The organism is Mycobacterium sp. PS03-16 (assembly GCF_004570325.1).
Taxonomy (GTDB): domain Bacteria; phylum Actinomycetota; class Actinomycetes; order Mycobacteriales; family Mycobacteriaceae; genus Mycobacterium.
Genome location: NZ_SPQO01000009.1, coordinates 88,524 through 108,721 on the forward strand (window position 1 = coordinate 88,524; position 20,198 = coordinate 108,721).

The following is a 20,198-nucleotide window of genomic DNA, read 5'->3' on the forward strand; positions in this document are numbered from 1 at the left end:
TCGACGGGTGGGGGAGCTACTCGCGGGCGCCTGCGTGGCCGCCTGGCTGATCGCACTGAGCCTGTACGACATCAGGCGGCGCCGCCTGCCGAACTGGCTGACCCTGCCGGGTGCGGTGGCGATCCTGCTGGCCGCCGCGCTGACCGGCCACGGCCTGCCCGCACTCGCCGGCGCCGCCGCGCTGTTCGCGATCTACGCGGTGATCCACCTGACCCGGCCCGCCGCGATGGGCGCGGGCGACGCCAAACTCGCCCTCGGCCTCGGCGCCCTGACCGGCGCCTTCGGCGTGGACATCTGGCTGCTCGCCGCGTTGGCCGGACCGCTGGTGACCGCGCTGTGGGCGCTGGTGCCCGCGGCGACCGGACCGGGCCGCACCGTGCCGCACGGACCCTCGATGTGCCTGGCCAGCGTCGCCGCCGTCGCGCTGATGTGGTGGTGAGTGCCGCGGCCCGGCGGGATTTCGGGCTCGACGACACGCCATGGGAAGATGGGACGCGTGTTGCGATGGACCACTGCCGGTGAATCCCATGGCCGCGCGCTGGTGGCCGTCCTCGAGGGCATGGTCGCGGGTGTCGGGCTGACCTCGGACGACATCGGCGCGCAGTTGAAGCGCCGCCGCCTCGGCTACGGCCGCGGCGCCCGGATGAAGTTCGAGCAGGACCAGGTCACCGTGCTGGCCGGGGTCCGCCACGGTGTCACTCTCGGCGGCCCGATCGCGGTCGAGATCGGCAACACCGAGTGGCCGAAGTGGGAGACGGTGATGGCCGCCGACCCGGTCGACCCGGCCGAGCTCGCCGACAGCGCGCGCAACGCCCCGCTGACCCGGCCGCGGCCCGGCCACGCCGACTACGCCGGCATGCTCAAGTACGGCTTCGACGACGCCCGTCCGGTCCTCGAGCGGGCCAGCGCCCGCGAGACCGCGGCCCGCGTCGCCGCGGGCACCATCGCGCGCGCCTTCCTGCGGCAGGCCCTGGGCGTCGAGGTGGTCTCCCACGTCATCTCGATCGGCGCGTCCGAGCCCTACGCCGGGCCGCCGCCGCAGCCGGCGGACCTGCCCGGCATCGACGACAGCCCGGTACGCGCCTTCGACCAGGCCGCCGAAGAGTCGATGATCGCCGAGATCGAGGCCGCCAAACGCGACGGCGACACGCTCGGCGGTGTGGTCGAGGTGGTGGTGCACGGCCTGCCCGTCGGGCTCGGCTCGTTCACCAGCGGCGACGACCGATTGGACAGCCAGCTCGCCGCCGCGGTGATGGGGATTCAGGCCATCAAGGGTGTCGAGATCGGTGACGGCTTCGAAACCGCGCGCCGCCGCGGCAGCGTCGCCCACGACGAGATCTATCCCGGTCCCGACGGCGTCATGCGTTCCACCAACCGCGCGGGCGGGCTGGAAGGCGGGATGACCAACGGGCAGCCGCTGCGGGTCCGCGCCGCGATGAAGCCCATCTCCACCGTGCCGCGCGCGCTGGCCACCGTCGACATGGCCACCGGCGACGAGGCCGTCGCGATCCACCAGCGCTCCGACGTGTGTGCGGTGCCCGCCGCGGGCGTGGTCGTCGAGACCATGGTCGCGCTAATACTGGCCCGGGCGGCGCTGCGGAAATTCGGCGGCGACTCGCTGACCGAGACCCGCGCCAACGTGCAGACCTACCTGGACGCCGTGCGCACGCGGGAGCCGGTCTCGCAGCCGGCGCAGGCGTCGGGCTGATGGCCCCCCGAGCGGTGCTCGTGGGCCTGCCCGGGTCGGGTAAGTCCACGATCGGCCGCCGCCTGGCCAAGGCGATGGGGCTGACGCTGCTCGACACCGACGCCGCGATCGAAGAGACCACCGGCCGCACCATCGCCGACATCTTCGCCACCGACGGCGAGCCGGAGTTCCGCCGCATCGAAGAAGAGGTCATCCGCTCGGCGTTGCAGACCCACGACGGCGTGCTGTCCCTCGGGGGCGGGGCGGTCACCACTCCCGGTGTGCGAGATGCGCTGGCCGGACACACCGTTGTCTACCTCGAGATCAGCGCCGCCGAGGGGGTACGCCGCACCGGCGGCAGCACCGTGCGGCCGCTGCTGGCCGGCGGCGACCGGGCCGAGAAGTACAAGGCGCTGATGAGCGCGCGCGTGCCGCTCTACCGGCGGGTCGCCACCCTGCGCGTCAACACCAACCGCCGCAATCCGGGCGCCGTGGTGCGCCACATCGTCGCCCGGCTCGAAGAGCCCGCGCACAAGGCCACGGTCGCGACTGCCGCGCAAAGCCGGCCGCGGCGCCGGCGCCGCCCGCCGTGGCGGCGCGCCACGCCCCCGCAGGATTCGGATACGCCGCCGACACCGGCGACCATGGCCGCGCGGCATGCCGAGCGGATGTCGGACGTCAAGGGCACCACCCGGGAAAGGGACAGATGACTCAACCGGTCACCGTCGACGTACTCGTCGACCCGCCGTATCCGGTGATCATCGGCACCGGCCTCCTCGCGGAGCTCGGCCGCACGCTCGCCGGCCGGCACAAGGTCGCGATCCTGCACCAGCCGACGCTGTCGCAGACCGCCGAGGCGATCCGAAACCACCTCGCCGACAACGGGATCGACGCCCACCGTGTCGAGATCCCCGACGCCGAGGCCGGGAAGGAACTCCCGGTTGTCGGCTTCATCTGGGAGGTGCTCGGGCGCATCGGCGTCGGCCGCAGGGACGCCATCGTCAGCCTGGGCGGGGGAGCGGCCACCGACGTCGCCGGCTTCGCCGCGGCCACCTGGTTGCGCGGCATCGACATCGTCCACGTGCCCACCACCCTGCTCGGGATGGTCGACGCCGCCGTCGGCGGGAAGACCGGCATCAACACCGACGCCGGTAAGAACCTGGTCGGCGCGTTCCATCAGCCCGCCGCGGTGCTGGTCGACCTGGCGACACTGGAAAGCCTGCCGCGCAACGAGATCGTCGCCGGCATGGCCGAGATCGTGAAGGCCGGCTTCATCGCCGACCCGCACATCCTCGACCTCATCGAGGCCGATCCCGAAGCCGCCATCGATCCCACCGGAACGGTGCTGCCGGAACTGATCCGGCGCGCGATCGCGGTCAAGGCCGAGGTGGTGGCCGCCGACGAGAAGGAGTCGGCGCTGCGCGAGATCCTCAACTACGGCCACACCCTGGCGCACGCCATCGAGCGCCGCGAGCGCTACCGGTGGCGGCACGGCGCGGCGGTGTCGGTCGGGCTGGTGTTCGCCGCCGAACTCGGCCGGCTGGCGGGGCGGCTCGACGACGCCACTGCCGACCGGCACCGGTCAGTGCTCACCGCGCTCGGGCTGCCGGTCGGCTACGACCCCGACGCGCTGCCGCAGCTGCTGGAATACATGGCCGGCGACAAGAAGAACCGCGCCGGGGTGCTGCGCTTCGTCGTCCTCGACGGCCTCGCCAAACCGGGCCGGCTCGAGGGTCCCGACCCCTCACTGCTGGCCGCGGCGTACTCGGTGGTGGGAGGTGCGCGGTGACCGTCAACGTGATCAACGGACCCAACCTCGGCCGGCTGGGCCGCCGGGAACCGCAGGTCTACGGCAGCACCACCCACGACGATCTGGTGGCGCTGATCGAGTCCGAGGCCGCCGACCTCGGGCTCGAAGTCACTGTGCGGCAGAGCGACAGCGAGGCCGAACTGCTCGGCTGGATTCACGCCGCGGCAGACGCGGGGGAGCCGGTAATCCTCAACGCCGGTGCGCTGACCCACACCTCGATCGCGCTGCGGGACGCCTGCGCGGAGCTGACCGCCCCGCTGATCGAGGTCCACATCTCCAACGTGCACCGCCGCGAGGAGTTCCGGCACCACTCCTACCTGAGCGGCGTGGCGACCGGCGTGATCGTGGGACTGGGCGTGCAGGGCTACCTGCTGGCCCTGCGCTACCTGGCGGCCTCGGCCTAGAGGCGGTTCTCCGGCGGCGTCGCCCGGTCGGTGCCGCCACCTTGGCCGGCCACCGGCGAGGTCTGCTGCGCGTCGTGGGTGCCCTGCTCGGGACCACCGGCGCGCACCGCGGCGAACACGTCGGTGTCGGCGCGGTCGTCGTCACCCTCCCGCTGACGCGGCGCGTCGGGCGACTTCCGGTCGACCAGCCACCGGCCCAGCGCCACCCCGATCATCGCGAGCAGGAACGTCAGCAGCGCCGTGAACGCGGCGAACGTGGTGATCTCGTTCAGCAGTCCCTCGACGTAGAGGTTCTTGTAGAACATCCCGATGAACCAGGCGACCAGCCCGCTCACCACCCCGGCGAACAGGCCGGCCAACAGCCACGTCATCGCCAGATCGGAGCGCCGGTCGGGATCGGGGTTCCGGCGCGCGTCGGTGCGGCCGTCGATGAAGCCCCACAGGAACGCCAGGACCGCGTACACGCTGACCAGCACGATGCTGATCGTGGTGGCCCGGGTCTCCCACGCGTTGATCATCGCTCCCTGCAGCAACCGGACGATCACCATCAGGGCCGCGAACACCAGTCCGCGCAGTAACCACTTGCTCATGGGCGAACAGCGTAGCGAGTAGCGTCAGCCGCTGTGACTCTTTCTCAGCGCAGGGACCGGCTGCGCGACCGCCTGGCCGCCGCGGACCTCGATGCGATGCTGGTCACAGACCTGATCAACGTCCGCTACCTGTCCGGATTCACCGGATCAAACGCCGCACTGCTCGTCCGCGTGTCCGAGGCGACGCCCGTGTTGGCCACCGATGGCCGGTACCGCACGCAGGCCGCGGCGCAGGCGCCCGACGCCGAGCTGGTCATCGAACGGGCGTGCGGGCCGCACCTCGCCGAACGGGCGGCCGCCGCGGGGGTGCGCCGGCTGGGCTTCGAGAGCCATGTGGTGACCGTCGACGGACACCGCCGCTTGCTGGACGCGGCCGGGGACGCCGAGCTGGTCCGCGCCGCCGGCATGGTCGAGGCGCTGCGCGAGATCAAGGACGCCGGCGAGGTCGCGCTGCTGCGGCTGGCCTGCGAGGCCGCCGACGCCGCCCTGCACGATCTACTCGCCCGGGGCGGGCTGCGGCCGGGCCGCACCGAGAAGGAGGTCCGGCGCGAGCTCGAGGACCTGATGCTCGACCACGGCGCCGACGGGCCGTCGTTCGAGACCATCGTCGCCGCCGGGGCGAACTCCGCGATCCCGCACCACCGGCCCACCGACGCCGTGCTGGCCGCAGGCGACTTCGTCAAGATCGACTTCGGCGCCCTGGTCAGCGGCTACCACTCCGACATGACGCGGACGTTCGTGCTGGGCCACGCCGCGGACTGGCAGCGGGACCTGTACGCGCTGGTGGCCACGGCCCAGCGCGCCGGCACCGAGGCGCTGGCGGCCGGCGTCACGCTGCGCGACGTCGACGCCGCATCGCGCGAGGTCATCGCCGACGCCGGCTACGCCGACCGCTTCGGCCACGGACTGGGCCACGGGGTCGGGCTGCAGATCCACGAAGCGCCGGGAATCAACGCCGCGGCCGCCGGTACACTGCTTGCTGGCTCTGCGGTGACGGTGGAGCCCGGTGTCTATCTGCCCGACCGCGGCGGAGTCCGCATCGAGGACACGCTGGTCGTCGGTAGCGATCAGGCAGGCGCCCCCGACTTGCTCACCCGGTTCCCCAAGGAACTGGCCATCATCACGTGATATCGAGGAGAACAACCCAACGTGGCATCGACCGCCGACTTCAAGAATGGGCTCGTCCTGCAGATCGACGGCCAACTGTGGCAGATCGTCGAATTCCAGCACGTCAAGCCCGGTAAGGGCCCGGCCTTCGTCCGCACCAAGCTCAAGAACGTGGTGTCGGGCAAGGTCGTGGACAAGACCTACAACGCCGGGGTGAAGGTGGAGACCGCCACCGTCGACCGGCGCGACGCGACCTACCTGTACCGCGACGGCAGCGACTTCGTGTTCATGGACTCCGAGGACTTCGAGCAGCATCCGCTGCCCGAGGCCCTGGTCGGCCGCGCCGCGGGCTTCCTGCTCGAGAGCATGCCGGTGCAGATCGCCTTCCACGACGGCACCCCGCTGTACTTGGAACTGCCCGTCACCGTCGAGCTCGAGGTGACCCACACCGAGCCGGGGCTTCAGGGCGACCGCTCGAGCGCGGGCACCAAGCCGGCCACCATGGAGACCGGCGCCGAGATCCAGGTCCCGCTGTTCATCAACACCGGCGACAAGCTCAAGGTGGACTCCCGTGACGGCAGCTACCTGGGCCGCGTGAACTCCTAGCCGGCGCGGACCTCCATGTCTGACCGGAAACCCGACCGGGGCCGTCACCAGGCCCGCAAACGCGCCGTCGACCTGCTGTTCGAGGCCGAGGCGCGGGGTATGACGCCCGCGGAGGTCGCCACCGCCCGCAACAAGCTGGCGGGCACCCAGCCCGACGTGACGGCGCTGAACCCCTACACGGTCACCGTCGCACGCGGCGTGACCGATCACCGCGCCCACATCGACGACCTCATCTCGTCACATCTGCAGGGCTGGACGCTGGATCGGCTTCCCGCGGTCGACCGCGCCATCCTGCGGGTGGCGGTGTGGGAGCTGCTGCACGCCGAGGACGTCCCCGAGCCGGTTGCGGTGGACGAGGCCGTCGAGCTGGCCAAGCAGCTGTCCACCGACGAGTCGCCGGGCTTCGTCAACGGCGTGCTGGGCCAGGTGATGCTGGTGACCCCGCAGATCCGGGCCGCCTCGCAGGCCGTGCGCGGCGCCACCGGAAGCGCGCCGGACAGCTGACGGCGGACGTGGGGCGCATGGGCACGCCACACGACTGGGCGCCGTACTCGAGCTCTGCGGACGCGGCCCGGGTGTACCTGCGTGACCCCGACCTCGCGGTCGTTCATCATGTCGCGCCGCAGCGCCCACGACGGGTTTCGCGTCGCCGGTCACCGCGAGCGCCGGGTGGTGTCGCGCGCTATCGGCTGAGCGCGTCCACGACTCCGCGGCGGGCCAGCGCACGTCGGCCGATCAGCCCGATCACCGCGCTGCTCAGGTAACCGAAGGCGCCGACGACGGACACCAGGCCCCAGGCCGCTGCGGCGTCGAACTGCTGCTGGCTGATCACCAGGAGCCGGCCGATACCGCCGCCCGCGCCGAAGATGTCGGCCAGCAGAGTGACGATCAGCGCGAGTCCCGACGCCAGCCGCAGGCCCAGCAGGCCCCCGGGAGTGATCGACGGCAACACCACCCGCAGCCAGCGGCCGAGGGGTGAGAGACCCAGCGTGCGCGCCATCTCCCGCCGGACCGTGGGAACGCCCCGCGTGGCCGTCGCCGTGCTGAGCAATACCGGCCACGAGACCACGACCGCCACCAGGACGACCCCGGCGACCCGCCCCGGCCCGAGGAGCAGCACGACCACGGGAACCAGCGCCGCGGCGGGCACGGCGGCGAGGAAGTCGAGGGTTGGCGTCAGCGCCCGGTCGGCGCGCCGGGACCACCCGACGGCCACCCCGGCCAGCCCCCCGCACAGGGCGGCGGCGGCCAGCCCCACCACGTACGTCGACACGGTCTCGGCGGCGGCCGGCAGCAGCGCCCCGGCGTCTACCAGGCCCGTCAGTGCCCGGAGCCACTCGCTGGGCGGCGGCCAGAACAGGGACTGCGGAGGCGCCGCGACCTGCCAGGCGAGCAACAGCGCCGCCAGCGGGACCAGTCCGCGGACCGCCGACTGCGGTGCCGACAGTCCCGGCTCGGTGAGGACACCAACGTCCCGCCCGGTTGTCAGCGGGATCGCGGGGAATGCCGCGCGTCCCAGGCGGCGCAGTGTGGCGTTGAGCAGGAAGCCGATGGCACCGCACACCGCGACGTAGGCCCACATCTGTTGCGGGGCCAGCGCATTGAGCGATTCGACCAGCGCGCCGCCCAGTCCCCGCGGAGTCGTCAGCATCTCGGCGACGATGGCCACGAGTAACGCCACCACTGCGCTCATCCGCGCGCCGACCAGCCAGGCGGGCACCGCCGCCGGAACGACGACCTTGCGCACCACCTGACTGCGGCGCAGACGAAGAGTACGGGCGGCGTCGTGATGCCCCGCCGGGACCGCCGCGACACCGGCGGCAGTGCTGATCAGCACCGGCCACAGCCCGGCGTACACCGCCACGGCGAGTTCGGCGGTGATGGTGGGCCCGAGCGTCAACACCGCCACCGGAACCAGCGCCACCGCGGGCACCGTCCGCAGGACATCGACGCTGGCCAGCACATGGCCGCTCAGCACCGGCGACAGTCCGACCGCCAACCCGGCCGACCCCCCGGCGACGATCGCGATCAGCGCCGCCGCAAGCGCCACCGTCAGCGTGTGGCCCGCCGCGTCGGCCAGCGCACCGGACTGCGCCAGCGCCAGCAGCGCGGTCGCGATCTCGGTAGGGGCCGGAAGGTAGTCGTAGGTCAGCACACCGGCCGAGGACAACGCCTGCCAGCCGGCGAGCATCGCGATCGGCACCCAGGCGCCACCGGCCCTCACACCGGCTCCTCCCGCAGCGCCTCGCCGATGCGGTGCCGGGTGCGCATATACGCCGGCAGCTCCCGAGTCGTGAGCTGACCGCGGGGCCGCGGCAGGCCCGTGGTCACGGTGAGCCCGACGCGTCCGGGCCGTCCGCACAGCACCATCACCCGGTCGCTGAGGTAGATCGCCTCGTCGAGGTCGTGCGTGACGAATACGACGGTGGCCCCGGTCCGGTCGGCGATGTCGAGCAGCAGATCCTGCAGCGCGGCCTTGGTGATCGCGTCGAGCGCGCCGAACGGCTCGTCCATCAACAGCACCTTGGGTCGCAACGCGAGTGCTCGCGCGATCTGCACGCGCTGGGCCATGCCGCCCGACAGCTGCCACGGGTAGGCCGACCGGTGGTCGGCCAGGCCGACGTCGGCCAGGGCCTCCTCGATGCGCCGCCGTCGTTCCGGCGGATCCACCCGGCTCTCGATCCCGAGCGCCACGTTGCGCGCCACGGTGCGCCACGGCAGCAGCGCGTTGCCGTAGTCCTGGAACACCACGACGACGCCGTCCGGCGGCCCGCTCACCGGGGTGCCGTCGAAACTGACTGTCCCCGAGTCACTTCCGATCAGACCACCCATGACCCGCACCAGGGTGGTCTTTCCGACACCTGATCGGCCGACGACGCTGACGATCTCGCCGGCGTCAATCTCGAGGCTGACATCGGCGAGTACCGCATGGTCGGGGTTCCCGAGGTGGACGGACACCTCATCGAGCCGGTAGAGCGCCGCTGTCACGGCTCGCGCCACACGAGCGCGTCCACGTCGGGTTCGGTGTCGGTCGCCCCGACCGCCCTGGAGATCGCGACGTAGGGTTCGAGGTCCGCGGCCGTGATGTCAACGCCCCAGTCGGGCAGCGGTGCGCGTTCGACGACCTGGGGTGGGAGCCCGAGCCACTCCTGCATCATTCGGCGGGCGTTGGTCTCGTCGCGGTAGAGCAGTTCGATGGCCTCGCGCAGCGAGGACCGCCAGGCGCGGACGACGTCGGGGTCCTCGGTACCGAATGAACGCGCCGCCGTCCACACCGTCGTGATGGCCACGTCGACGGCACCGCCGCTGGCCTTGCGCACCGCCTCGACGATGACATCGTCATGAAGACGGAATCCGCGCGCGCCGATCGCCGAACTGAACGGGATGGTGGCCACGGCGGCGTCCGCATTGCCCGCGGAGAGTTGGTCGCCCATGGTCGGGAATGGCGTCTGCACGAAGCGGACGTCATCGCGACTCATCCCCTCCTCCTGCAGCAGATAGGTGACCGCATCGGCGATGATCCCCGTCAGCGACGGCACGGCGATGGCCTGTCCGCGCAACTCGGCGAGCGCGTCGACACCCGAGTCCCGACTGATCCACACGGCGTTGGGACGCTGCCGGGAGGAGCGCTGGAGACCGGATACGATCTGCAGGTCGATGCCCTTGTCGGCGCCGATCAGCACCAGACTCGGATTGCTCATCACGATGTCGTACTGATCCTTGGCGAGTGCCGCCATGAATACCGGGAGATCGGGGCCCTCGGTCAATTGCACGCGCAGGCCGTGCCGTTCGAAGATGCCGTGGGTCAGCGCCACCTGAACCGGCAGTGTGTTGCCGGCGGCGAACATCGCCACCCGCAAGACTTTCGGCGCGCCGTCGGCGGTCGAGGTCGCGTCCGGGGGAGCCGCTGTCCCGCACGACGTCACCAGGAATGCCACGGACACAGCGACATTGACGGCGCGGCGTGCGATTGCAGCGCGAAACATGATCGGTGGCACCCCCAGCGCTCGATCCGGCGACGATTCTCGCAGGTTTCGGTCAGGGCAGACGCAGAACCGTAGATCACGCCGATTCGTGCACCGGGCGGTTCCCCCATGCTGTGATGGAACGCGATGGCCGGCCCCCATCCCCCTGAGCAGAGCCCGCTGTTCGACCGTGAGTACGACCTCGCGGCGCTCGATGACGCTCTCGCGCGGACCCGCGCGGGCGCGGGCGGGGTTCTGGCGATCGAGGGTCCCGCCGGCATCGGCAAGACGATGCTCATCGACCGGCTCCGCCACCGGGCGCACGCGTCCGGTCTCAGCGTCTACAGCGCGCGAGGTGGCGAAGTCGAACGCGATTTCGGATTCGGGGTGGTGCGCCAGTTGCTCGAGCGGGCGCTGGTCGGTGTGGGCGATGCCGAGCGTGCCCGATTGCTCGCCGGGGCGGCGCGGTTGGCAGAGCCCGTGTTCTCCGACGTCGCGGCCGTGAAGGATTCCGGCGATGTCGCCTTCGCCACCCTGCACGGTCTGTACTGGCTGGTCGCCAACCTCACCGAGCGAGGGCCGGTCGTATTGACGGTCGATGACGCCCACTGGGCCGACGAGCCGTCGCTGCGGTTCCTGCTGCACCTGGCGCATCGGCTGGGCGGATTGCCGGCGTTGATGGTGCTGACGGTGCGTACCGGTTCGGACCGGCATCGTCCCGTGCTGGGTTCGCTGATGTACGAGACGGGGCCGGTGATCCTGCGGCCGCAGCCGTTGAGCGCGACGGCGGTCGCGCGCCTGGTGCGGTCCCGGCTGGGTGCGACCGCCAGCGACGAACTGTGCTGGGCGTGTGCCGAGGCGACCGGTGGGAATCCGTTCCTCCTGTCGGAGCTGCTGGGCGAATTCGTCCGCGAGAGGAGGTCTCCGGATGCCATCGATCCCGGGGCGGTCGATCAGGTGGCGCCCGACCGGATCGCTGCGGCGGTCCTGCTGCGGGTGAGCCGGTTGCACCCTCAGGCGCCCGCGCTCGCCCGTGCGGTTGCGGTTCTGGGTGGTGACGGCGGGCTCGCGCTGTGTGCGCGGCTCGCCGAGGTGACGCCGAGGACCGCGCGGGTCATCGCGGCCGGCCTGGTGGACCTCGCGGTGTTCGGGCCCGGTGATCCGCTGCGGTTCACCCACCCGATCGTGCGTACCGCGATCTACGAGGAGATGAGCACCGCGCAACGGGCGGACCTGCACGCCAGGGCCGCCCGGCTGCTGGCCGATCGGCACGCCGATCCCGGCGCGGTCGCGGTGCATCTGATGGTCACCGATCCGAGCGGTGACCCGGACGTCGTCGATGTGCTGCGCGAAGCGGCACGCGCCGCGATGGCCGGGGGAGCGCCGGACACCGCGGTCGCCCTGCTGCGCCGTGCCCTCGACGAACCGCCGGGCGACAAGGAACTGCCTGCGGTGCTGTTCGAGCTCGGGATGGCCGAACACGAGATCGGGGATGACGATGCGCCCGGACACCTGCGCCGGGCCGGGCAGACCGCCTCGGACCCGCTCGGCCGTGCCCGCGCCTACATCGCACTGGCCTGGACGACGCATCCCGACGCGCGCCGCCAGCGCGAGCAGTTGCCGCTGTACGAGGAGGCCGCCGCCGACGTGCGGGCCCACGATCGCGAGGCCGCGCTGGAATTGGAGGCGGCCAGGCTGGGCGCGCTGCTGCTGAACCCCGACCTGCCCGTCCGTTTCGAGAATGAAGCCGACCGCGTCGCGGACCTGCCCGCACTCACCGCCGCGGAGTGCCTGCTGCGGTCGTTCGTCGCGCGGCGTGCGCTGGAGGGCGGACCCCTTCACATGGCGGGTGATCTCGCCGAGCAGGCGGCCGCCCACCCCGCCCTGGTGAGCGCCGGCGGACATCCGCTGTGGCGGACGAATGTCACGATCTGCCTGGTGGAGGCCGAGCGCTACGAGGTCGCCGAACACATCCTGTCCCGGGCGATCCGGCATGCCGAGGGCAACGGATCGCTGCAGTGGTTGGCCAGGGCGTTGTGGCTGCGGGGGCTGGCGCGGCACCGCAGGGGTGACTTGCGCGGCGCGGAGACCGACGCCCGGACGTCGGTGGATCTGCACGGTATGACCGTCGACTACACCAAGTCGCCGGGGTTGGTCGTGGTGCTGGACTCGCTCGCAGATCAGGGCCGGGCCGGGGAAGGGGAGGCGCTGCTCGCGCAGAAGGGAATGGACGGTGACCTCGCTCCGACGCTGTTCTCAGTTCTTCCGCTGATCGCCCGCGGGCGGTGCCGTGCGGCGCTCGGCGACCATGTCCGCGCCCGCCTGGATCTCCTGGATGCGCTGGCGCGCATGCGATCCAGTCGGGGCATGTTCCCGTGGGCCGCCGACGCCGAGGTCGCGCTGTTCGACGTGCTGCGCGCGCAGGGTGACGCCGAAGGCGCCCGCGCCGTGGCGGAGCACGCTCTCTCGGCGGCACTCGCCGCGCAGTCCCGCCGCCGGATCGGCGCGGCACTGCGGATCAGCGGCGTGGCGTCCGGTGGAGCACGCGGGATCGAACTGCTCCGCCGGGCCGCCGACACGCTCGCCGAGTCGCCGGCGCTGCTGTGGCGCGCGCAGGCCTACGTCGACCTCGGGTCGGCCCTGCGCGGCGACGGGCAGACGGCCCGCGCCCGGCCGGTGCTGCGCGACGGGATGGATCTCGCCCACCGGTGTGGCGCCACACCGCTCGCGGACCGGGCGGAGCGGGAGTTGCGGGCGGCGGGCGGAAGGCCACGCCGTCGTGCCGGCACGGGCGCCGACGCCCTGACCGCCAGTGAGCGGCGCATCGTCGAACTCGCCGCATCCGGTGTCAGCAACAAGGAGATCGCGCAGTCGATGTTCGTGACGCTCAGGACCGTCGAACTACACCTGTCCAACGCGTACGCCAAGCTCGGGATCCGGTCACGGCACGAACTCGCCACGGCGTTGGCGAACTGACCGCATCGCGAGAAAAGTCTTCGGTCGATACTTCGGTCGCCGGCTCTGGCCGGAGCAGTTGCGCGGGACAAGACTTCAACTCGTACTCAGTCGCCGCACCGCCGGTCGGGCAGGGCGGTGGGAGGGGAGGAGGGGCCGGATGAACTGCGCCAGGTATGTGGGGCGGGTCGGTGCGTTGGCGGTCGCGCTCGGGGTCGGGACCGCCGTCGCTGCCACGCCGGGGGCCGCATGGGCACAGCCGGATTCGTCGGCGGGGACGACGAATGACACCTCCACCGCGACCGCCGACGACGCGTCGTCGGCGTCCTCCGGCGGTGCGGCGACTGGGACGCGGGCAGCTGATACGGCTGACCCGGACGACGATGACGAAGAGGCGGTCGACGACGAGGGGAGCGGGGACACGATCGACGAGGACGATAACGAGGACGAAGAGGAAAACGGGGTGGGCGACGACGAACCCGTTGCCGACGACGAGGACGGCGTCGACGAGGACGACTCACCGCTGGTCGAAAATCCTCCCGCCGGATCCGGCGGTGTCAACCACGATCCGGGTGTGCGGGCGGGCGGCGCCGTCACCGTTTCCGCTCCCGAGCGGGCGGACGGCCGGCGCGCATCCGAGCGGTGGGTCGCCGAGGTCGACGCCGCGGAGTCGCCGACGACGCGGCCGCTCGACCGGCCACATCAGCGGCTGCCGGAGCGGTCGATCCGCGCGGGGGTCGCCACTCGAGTGGACCTGCCGCGGGCGACGGCGACACCGTCGGCCCCTTCTCTGACCCCAGGGCCGGCGACGACGGCGGCCACGCTCTCGATGCCCGGTCCGACTCCACCGGATCGCCCCGAGGCGGTCACGGCTGCACCGGCCGCCGACCACCGCGTGACCGCGGCGAACCTGGTACGCGCCATGCTGGCGTCCTTCGGGTTCGGCCCGGTGGCCGGCAACACGCCGGTCACCCCGATCGACTCCCCGATCGGATGGGCGGTGGCAGCGCTGGTGCGGAGCCGGAAGTTCGGCCAACCCGTGACGGATGATGCGTTCGCTCCGGTTGCGGCGCAGACCTTTTCGTCGCTCACGACGACGGTCGCCGCACCGGTCGTCCCCGTTCAGCCGATCGGCGTGCCCGATCCGGTCAGCGGCGTGGTGACCGGTGGCATCGCCGCGACCGACCCCGACGGGTCCGCGTTGACCTACACCGTCACCGGCGCAGCGGCGACAGGACCGTCGACGTGGACGACCACCAGGGGCACCGTGACGATGAACACCGCGACCGGCTCCTACGCCTATACGCCTTCGCTCGCAGCGCGATTGGCCGCCGACACGACCGCGAACGCCGACACCGACACCTTCGCCGTCGCCGTCAGCGACGGTCAACAGACGACGACCACCATCGTGTCCGTCTATGTCTCACCCCTGCGGCCCACGAGCCAGACCCCGATCGCGGTGGGTGGCTCCCCGTCGGGTGTGGTGGTGAGTACCGCGCCCGGCGACACGCGGATGTATGTGGCGAACACGGCGAGCGGAACGGTGTCGGTGATCGACACCGCCACCGGACGGGTGATCGACGTGAACACCGCAACCTCGACGGTCGACGCGATCCGCGTGGGGTCGTCGCCCGGCGCGCTCGCGCTGAGCCCGAAGGGCGACCGGCTCTACGTGGCGAACGCCGGAAGCGGGACCGTCTCGGTCATCCGTACCGACACCTATCAGCGAATCGACGCCAACCCCACCTCGTCGTCGATGGACATCACGGTCGGCTCCCTGCCGAGTGCGCTCCAACTGAGCCCCAACGGTGACCGGCTCTACGTGGCGAACCGGGGCAGTGGCACGGTGTCGGTGATCGACACCGCGACGCTGAAGCGGATCGACGCCGACCCGGGGAGTTCGTCGCTCGACATCCGGGTGGGGTCCTCGCCGGCCGCAATGACACTCAGCGGCAACGGAGACCGGCTCTTCGTCGCCAACCGGGGCAGTGGCACGGTGTCGGTGATCAACACGACGACGCTGAAGCGGATCGACGCCGACCCGGGGAGTTCGTCGCTCGACATCCGGGTGGGGTCGTCGCCGGCCGCCTTGGCGGTCAGCCCCGACGGCGCCCGGCTGTTCGTCGTCAACTCGGGCAGCGGCACGGTATCGGTGATCGACACCGCGACCTCCCAGCGGATCGACGCCGATCCGTCCGGCAGCGGCCTCGACATCCGGGTCGGTTCGGCGCCCACGTCGATCGCGTTCAGCAAAGACGGCGCCGTGGCGTTCGTGGCCAATGGTCCGGACACCGTGTCGGTGATCGACACCCGGACCCACGCGGTGGTGCGCACCGTCACCGTCGACTCCAGCGCAGAGAGCAGCGCCCACACGCTGACACTGAGCGCCGACGGATCACGCGTCTACGTCACCGATGCGGCCGACCGCACGGTGCGCGTGGTCGCGCTCGCGCGCGGAAACACCGCTCCCATCAGCGCTTCGGCGCCCTCGATGGATCCCGTGATCCCGTCCACCGGCGCGGTGAGCGGCGGTCTGAACGTGATCGATCCGGACGGCGACCGACTGACCTACAGCGTCGTCACCGGACCCGCCCGCGGCAGTGTGACCATCACGTCGACGGGTCGCTACACGTATGTGCCGACGCAGGCCGCGCGGGAACAGGCGGCCCAGCCCAACGGCATCACGTCCGACACCTTCACGGTGCGCGCTGTCGACCCGCTCGGCGGCGTCAGGGACGTCAGCCTCACGGTCGCGATCTCGCCCTCGACGAATCGAGCACCGGTGATGTGGGCTCCGCCGTCCGTGGGCGACCCCGATCCGATCACCGGAGTCGGCACGTTCGTCCTGAACGTCAGTGATCCGGACGGTGACCCTCTGATCCTCCCGTCGACACTGCAGACCGCGAACGGGACAGTGGAGTTGTGGTCGCAGGAGCACCGCCTGTACCGGTACACCCCCACCCAGGTCGCCCGCGATCTGACGCTGCAGACCTCGGTCACCGATACCGACACCTTCTCGGTGACGGTCAGTGACGGATCGACGTCGATCGCGATCCCCGTGACGGTGCCCATCGCACCTGCCAACCGCGCGCCCGTGGCCTCGGCGCTCCCGACCGTCAGCGAGCCGAGTCTCGCCAACGGCGATGTGACCGGGAATCTGAACGTCACCGACCCCGACCGGAACCCGTTGACCTACACCGTCACCGCGGCGCCGACGCACGGTGGGGTGACGGTCGCCTACAACGGCAGCTACGTCTACACGCCGTCGCAGGAGGCTCGCGAGCGCGTCGCCACCGGCGGCCCGGTGACCGATACATTCGTCGTCCGCGTCACCGACACGCAGTACTCGGTCGACGTCACCGTCCGGGTGCCGATCGGGGCGGCGAACCAGGCCGTCACCACCACGCCCGTCACGGTCGGCGACGGCCCCAGTGGCGTGGTGCTCAGCGGTGACGCGCGCCGGGCCTACGTCGTCAACACCGGCAGTAACGCGGTATCGGTGATCGACACGGCGTCCAACACGGTGGTCGGAACCATCGAGGTCGGGCGGTCCCCGTTGAGCCTGACGCTCAACCCCACCGGCGACCGGCTCTACGTCACCAACGCCGAGGACAACACCGTGACGGTCGTCGACACGGTGAGCGGGCGGGTGGTGACGACGGTAGCCGTTCCGGTGCAGCCGTCGTTCAACCCCGAGATCGGCGAGCTACCCAACTACGTCACCGAGATCGCCGCGTGCCGCACCGGTGCGAGCGGCGATCGGGTGTATGTCACGGCAACGGACGGCACCGTGACGGTGCTCCAGACCGCGGATCGACTGAACTACACCGTCGTTTCCACGAATGCGATCGGCTCGTTCAGCGATCTCACCCTCAGCGCGGACGGGCGGTGGCTTTACGGGACGCACCACAGCTATTTCCAGGCACCCACCCTCGCCGTGATCGACACGACCACCATGACGGTTCGCGACATCCAGGTGGGCCCGCAGTGGAATCTCGACAGCATGCAAAGCGCATTCACCGAGAACACGTACAACGTGGCGGTGAGCCAGGACGGCAGACGGGTCTACGTCACGTATGCCGCCACCACCGTCGCGCGCGGCACCGGCGGGCACAGCTCCGGGATGTTCATCACGGATTCGCAGGGCCGCAACTGGTTGGTGACGGGAGGCTACACCGCCGTGGCGGTGTTCGACGTCGACCCGGCGTCGGGCGCCTACACTCCGGCCGCCGACGTGACGATTCCCTCCGGTGCGCAGGACATCACGCTGAGCGCCGACGGGCGGACGGCCTATGTGACCGGTTGGGACGGCAAATCCGTGACGATGCTCGACACGACGACGAACACCATCGCGGGAGGATTCACCACGGACCTCTCCAGCGCGAGCACATACCGGCAGCTCACGTTCTACGGTGACGGTTACTTCACCCGGTTCATCGCCGTCGGCGCCGACGGCTCGGTGTACGTCACCGACTTCGACGACGACACCGTCTACGCGGTGACGCCGGGCGACGCGTCCGCCCTGGTGTAGTCCGGCAGCGTGATCGACTCGGCGGTGCGGAACCACAGCGGCCCGGCGATCAGCCGGAACGGCCAGCGCTGCATCCATTTCATCGCCCACGCGTTGTCGGCGATGTCCTTCTCGCTCATCGGCGCGTAGCGGTCCAGCGTGTTGTTCAGGCGCTGACAGCGCTCGACGTACGGGCGCATCAGCTTGCCGTAGCGGCCGAGCGCGAGGTTGATCCGCTGCGGGCTCAGCGAGTCCCCGGCCGGGCCGAGCTCCCCGGCCAGCAGATAGCCGCCGACCAGCGCCAGGCTGGTGCCCATCCCCGACAGTGGCGATGCGCAGTAGCCGGCGTCACCGACCAGCGTCATCCGCCCCGACGACCAGGCCGGCATCTTCACCTGTGCGAACGAGTCGAAGTAGAAGTCGTCGGCCCGGTCGGCGGCGTCGAGCAGCGCGTCACACTGCCAGCCCGCGCCGGTGAACCGCTCCCGCAGGATGCGCCGCTGGGCATCGAGGTCGCGGCGGTCGTAGTCGATCGGTGCGGATTGGAACGACAGGCTGGCCTTGACCATGTCCGGATCGTGCGACGGCCGCATCGACGCGTTGAGGCCGCCGGCCGCCTGGTACAGCAGGTACCACCCGTCCAGGCCCGCGGTGTCGGGGGCGGAGAACCAGGCGTTGTACCCGCCGAGCGGGCTGACGTACTCCTCCTCGGGGCCGAACGCGAGGCGGCGCACCGCCGAGTGCGGGCCGTCGGCCCCCACCACCAGGTCGGCGCGCATCTCGCTGCCGTCGCTGAAGGTCACGTCGACGCCGCCGGCGTCCTCGGCCAGCGCGGTGACCCGCGTGCCGAAGCGGTACTCGCAGCTGTTTTTGGTGGCCTGATAGAGCACGTCGACAAGGTCGCCGCGCAGGATCTCCAGTTTCGACACCAGGCCGTTGCCGTCGAAGGCGGTGACCGGCATCTCGGCGCGTCTGGTGCCGTCGGCCCGCACCCAGGCGATACCGCGCTGGAACAGCGCACGGTCCTTCATCTCGGCCAGCAGACCCATGCGCTCGACCACGTCGGCGCCGGCGCCGCGCAGGTCCACGGTCTGCCCGCCCGGCCGGATATCCGGTGCACTCTCGACGATGACGACCCGGAATCCGTTGCGGGTCAACCACAATGCGAGTCCGGGACCGGCGATCCCGGCGCCGCTGATGAGCACGGTCGGTGAGGCCATGGCCCACAGGTTAGCCGCGCGGCCGCCCCACCGGGGTCAATGACCGAGCGCGGCGTACGTCCGTCGTACGAACTTCGGCTGAACGGACTGCAGCTTCATCAGCGAGGTGTTGCCTGCGACCGCGGCCGCGGCGTCGGCGCCCAGGTTCGGGAAGTTCTGGATCAGGTAGATCACGATGAGGTCCGCGGTCGGATCGGCCTGCCACCAGGTGCCGTATGCGCCCGGCCAGCTGAAGGTGCCCTCGCCGCCCGGTCCGAACAGCTGGCGCGACTTCGCCGGATCGGTCACCACCGACAGGTTCAGCCCGAAGCCGCGGCCCAACCAGAACGGCATGCCCAGGAACGGGTGCCGTTTCTGCTCGGTGGTCAGTCGGTCGGCGCGCATGAGCCGCACCGACTCCTCCGAGAGCACCCGCACCCCGTCGAGTTCGCCGCCGGCGAGCAGCATCCGGGCGAATCGCAGGTAGTCGTCGGCGGTGGAGAACAGATTCGCCCCGCCCATGCAGAACGGCGGTGCGCTGACCGGCGGCGGGCCCATCGCGTCATGGCTGAGCGTGTTGTCCGCGGTGAGCTTGTACATGGTCGCGACCCGGCCGCGGTTGCGCGAGGCGACGTAGAACGCGGTGTCGGCCATGCCGAGCGGGCCCAGCACCCGCTCGGTCAGCACCTCCTGCAGCGACTTACCCTCGATGCGTTCCAGCAAGATGCCGAGCACGTCGGTGGCGTTGCTGTAGGTCATGCGGTCGCCCGGCTGGTGCTGCAATGGCAGCGCCGCGATCTCGGCGAGCCACGCGTCGGGGTGCTGCTTGGCCGAGATTCGTCCGTACGCGCGGGCCAGCGGGCCGACGACGGAGAAGAAGTAGGCCAGCCCGCTGCGGTGGGTCATCAGATCGTCGACGGTGATCGGCCGGCGGGCCGGATGCGTCTTGTCCAGCGGTCCACCCGGGGTGTCGAGCACCCGCATGTCGGCCAACTCCGGCAGCCAGGTGGTCACCGGGTCGGTCAGCGCGAGCCGGCCCGCGTCGACCAGTGCCATGGCAGCGGCGACGGTGACGGGTTTGGTCATCGACGCGATGCGGAAGATCGTGTCGCGCTGCATGGGCAGCCGCGCCTCGATGTCGCGGTGGCCGAGTTCGTTGACCTGTAGGACCCGGCCGCCCTGCCACACCAGGGTGACGGCGCCGGAGAGCAGCCCACCGTCGACGGCCTCACGGATGGATGCCTGATTGCCCGCCAAGTTCCCTGCCAGAGTCACCAAGACAGGCTAACCACGGCGGGGGCGCATGCGCCTGCCTGGTAGGCTGCCTGCAGCTTGGCATCCTTTAACGATCCGTCCCGCGAGGCG

At 71.1% G+C, this 20,198-nt stretch carries 15 protein-coding genes and 1 pseudogene; 10 read left to right on the forward strand and 6 right to left on the reverse strand.

Annotated elements, in window-relative coordinates:
- Positions 1-7: 7 nt before the first annotated feature.
- The 5 genes and pseudogenes from E4P42_RS10320 to aroQ all read left to right on the forward strand — a co-directional run bounded on the left by E4P42_RS10320 (position 8) and on the right by aroQ (position 3,901).
- Positions 8-439, forward strand: a complete 432-nt coding sequence (locus tag E4P42_RS10320; protein ID WP_135125818.1) for an A24 family peptidase — start codon at positions 8-10, stop codon at positions 437-439.
- A gap of 57 nt (positions 440-496) precedes the next feature.
- On the forward strand, positions 497-1,708 hold the full coding sequence (gene aroC, locus E4P42_RS10325) for a chorismate synthase (protein WP_135125820.1): 1,212 nt from the start codon (positions 497-499) through the stop codon (positions 1,706-1,708).
- A pseudogene (locus E4P42_RS10330) lies at positions 1,708-2,217 on the forward strand (shikimate kinase); the annotation flags it as partial. The gene aroC and the pseudogene E4P42_RS10330, both read left to right, overlap by 1 nt.
- Before the next feature lie 176 nt (positions 2,218-2,393).
- Complete coding sequence (aroB, locus tag E4P42_RS10335) at positions 2,394-3,476, forward strand: 3-dehydroquinate synthase (RefSeq protein WP_135125824.1); 1,083 nt, start codon at positions 2,394-2,396, stop codon at positions 3,474-3,476.
- Complete coding sequence (gene aroQ, locus E4P42_RS10340) at positions 3,473-3,901, forward strand: type II 3-dehydroquinate dehydratase (protein WP_135125826.1); 429 nt, start codon at positions 3,473-3,475, stop codon at positions 3,899-3,901. The genes aroB and aroQ overlap by 4 nt, the downstream gene beginning before the upstream one ends.
- Here aroQ and E4P42_RS10345 read toward each other — a convergent pair.
- Positions 3,898-4,491, reverse strand: coding sequence for a B-4DMT family transporter (locus tag E4P42_RS10345; RefSeq protein ID WP_167759436.1), 594 nt, complete (start codon positions 4,489-4,491; stop codon positions 3,898-3,900). The genes aroQ and E4P42_RS10345 overlap by 4 nt on opposite strands.
- Positions 4,492-4,524: 33 nt before the next feature.
- Between E4P42_RS10345 and E4P42_RS10350 the strand changes: the two genes are divergently transcribed.
- Genes E4P42_RS10350 through nusB form a run of 3 tightly spaced genes read left to right on the forward strand, consistent with a single transcriptional unit; the run spans position 4,525 to position 6,708 of the window.
- Entirely contained in the window at positions 4,525-5,619 is a 1,095-nt protein-coding gene (locus E4P42_RS10350) for an aminopeptidase P family protein (protein WP_135125828.1), read from the forward strand.
- A 21-nt stretch (positions 5,620-5,640) separates the two neighbouring features.
- Entirely contained in the window at positions 5,641-6,204 is a 564-nt protein-coding gene (gene efp, locus E4P42_RS10355) for an elongation factor P (RefSeq protein WP_135125830.1), read from the forward strand.
- A gap of 15 nt (positions 6,205-6,219) precedes the next feature.
- Complete coding sequence (gene nusB / locus E4P42_RS10360) at positions 6,220-6,708, forward strand: transcription antitermination factor NusB (RefSeq protein ID WP_135125832.1); 489 nt, start codon at positions 6,220-6,222, stop codon at positions 6,706-6,708.
- Between the two features lie 178 nt (positions 6,709-6,886).
- On the opposite strand, the gene E4P42_RS10370 is transcribed toward nusB, so the two are convergent.
- The 3 genes from E4P42_RS10370 to E4P42_RS10380 are packed head-to-tail and all read right to left on the reverse strand — an operon-like array spanning position 6,887 to position 10,148.
- Complete coding sequence (locus tag E4P42_RS10370) at positions 6,887-8,428, reverse strand: ABC transporter permease (RefSeq protein WP_135125836.1); 1,542 nt, start codon at positions 8,426-8,428, stop codon at positions 6,887-6,889.
- Positions 8,425-9,192: an ABC transporter ATP-binding protein gene (locus E4P42_RS10375; protein ID WP_209305745.1), complete on the reverse strand. Its 768-nt coding sequence runs from the start codon at positions 9,190-9,192 to the stop codon at positions 8,425-8,427. Before E4P42_RS10375 ends, E4P42_RS10370 begins: the two co-directional genes overlap by 4 nt.
- Positions 9,189-10,148 (reverse strand): ABC transporter substrate-binding protein, encoded by a 960-nt coding sequence (locus tag E4P42_RS10380; RefSeq protein ID WP_167759437.1) that lies wholly within the window; start codon positions 10,146-10,148, stop codon positions 9,189-9,191. The genes E4P42_RS10375 and E4P42_RS10380 overlap by 4 nt, the downstream gene beginning before the upstream one ends.
- Positions 10,149-10,316: 168 nt before the next feature.
- Between E4P42_RS10380 and E4P42_RS10385 the strand changes: the two genes are divergently transcribed.
- Positions 10,317-13,145, forward strand: a complete 2,829-nt coding sequence (locus E4P42_RS10385; RefSeq protein WP_135125840.1) for a LuxR family transcriptional regulator — start codon at positions 10,317-10,319, stop codon at positions 13,143-13,145.
- 139 nt (positions 13,146-13,284) lie between these two features.
- Positions 13,285-17,655 (forward strand): beta-propeller fold lactonase family protein, encoded by a 4,371-nt coding sequence (locus E4P42_RS10390; RefSeq protein WP_135125842.1) that lies wholly within the window; start codon positions 13,285-13,287, stop codon positions 17,653-17,655.
- Here the strand turns inward: E4P42_RS10390 and E4P42_RS10395 are convergent.
- Both E4P42_RS10395 and E4P42_RS10400 read right to left on the reverse strand, forming a co-directional pair.
- Positions 17,616-18,854, reverse strand: coding sequence for an FAD-dependent monooxygenase (locus E4P42_RS10395; RefSeq protein ID WP_135125844.1), 1,239 nt, complete (start codon positions 18,852-18,854; stop codon positions 17,616-17,618). The genes E4P42_RS10390 and E4P42_RS10395 overlap by 40 nt on opposite strands.
- A gap of 36 nt (positions 18,855-18,890) precedes the next feature.
- Entirely contained in the window at positions 18,891-20,108 is a 1,218-nt protein-coding gene (locus E4P42_RS10400) for a serine hydrolase (protein ID WP_245233967.1), read from the reverse strand.
- Positions 20,109-20,198 lie beyond the last annotated feature (90 nt).